1 tRNA gene and 2 rRNA genes are annotated in these 937 nt (G+C 49.3%); all 3 read right to left on the bottom strand.

Annotated elements, in window-relative coordinates:
• A 23S ribosomal RNA gene (locus tag A9B99_RS17590) occupies nt 1-235 on the bottom strand; the annotation flags it as partial.
• 221 nt (nt 236-456) lie between these two features.
• Nucleotides 457-532 (bottom strand) — tRNA-Glu (locus A9B99_RS17585).
• A 172-nt stretch (nt 533-704) separates the two neighbouring features.
• Nucleotides 705-937, bottom strand: a 16S ribosomal RNA gene (locus tag A9B99_RS17580); the annotation flags it as partial.

The raw sequence follows: 937 nt of genomic DNA, 5'->3' as shown, positions 1-937 counted from the left end.
AATCTCGGTTGATTTCTTTTCCTCGGGGTACTTAGATGTTTCAGTTCTCCCGGTTCGCCTCATTAACCTATGGATTCAGTTAATGATAGTGTGACGAGTCACACTGGGTTTCCCCATTCGGACATCGCCGGTTATAACGGTTCATATCACCTYACCGGCGCTTTTCGCAGATTAGCACGTCCTTCATCGCCTCTGACTGCCAGGGCATCCACCGTGTACGCTTAGTCGCTTAACCTCACAACCCGAAGATGTCTTCGTGCTGTAAGTTTTGAGAGACTCACGAACAACTTGCGTTGTTCTGTGTTTCAATTTTCAGCTTGTTCCGGATTTTTAAAGAGCAAATATCTCAAACGTGATTCACTGCTGAATCAGTTTTGAGATACTGAGGTCGGCGACTTTCACTCACAAACCAGCAAGTGGCGTCCCCTGGGAGGTCTGACCTCATCAGTTAACGCTTGGCGTCCCCTAGGGGATTCGAACCCCTGTTACCGCCGTGAAAGGGCGGTGTCCTGGGCCTCTAGACGAAGGGGACACAAAATTTGTTCACGAATCGCTGATTCGTAATTTTGTGTAGGGTGAGCTTTCATTAATAGAAAGCGAGCGACATTATCTGCCACAAACTCACGCCCCACGTTAAAACGCCTTGCTTCTTTACTTTCATCAGACAATCTGTGTGAGCACTGCAAAAGACCGTATCTCTAAGGTAAGGAGGTGATCCAACCGCAGGTTCCCCTACGGTTACCTTGTTACGACTTCACCCCAGTCATGAATCACAAAGTGGTAAGCGCCCTCCCGAAGGTTAAGCTACCTACTTCTTTTGCAACCCACTCCCATGGTGTGACGGGCGGTGTGTACAAGGCCCGGGAACGTATTCACCGCGGCATTCTGATCCGCGATTACTAGCGATTCCGACTTCATGGAGTCGAGTTGCAGACTC

Source organism: Mangrovibacter phragmitis (genome assembly GCF_001655675.1).
Lineage (GTDB): Bacteria > Pseudomonadota > Gammaproteobacteria > Enterobacterales > Enterobacteriaceae > Mangrovibacter > Mangrovibacter phragmitis.
The sequence above is the reverse complement of the archived record's forward strand: the minus strand, read 5'-3'. Positions and strand labels throughout refer to the sequence as shown.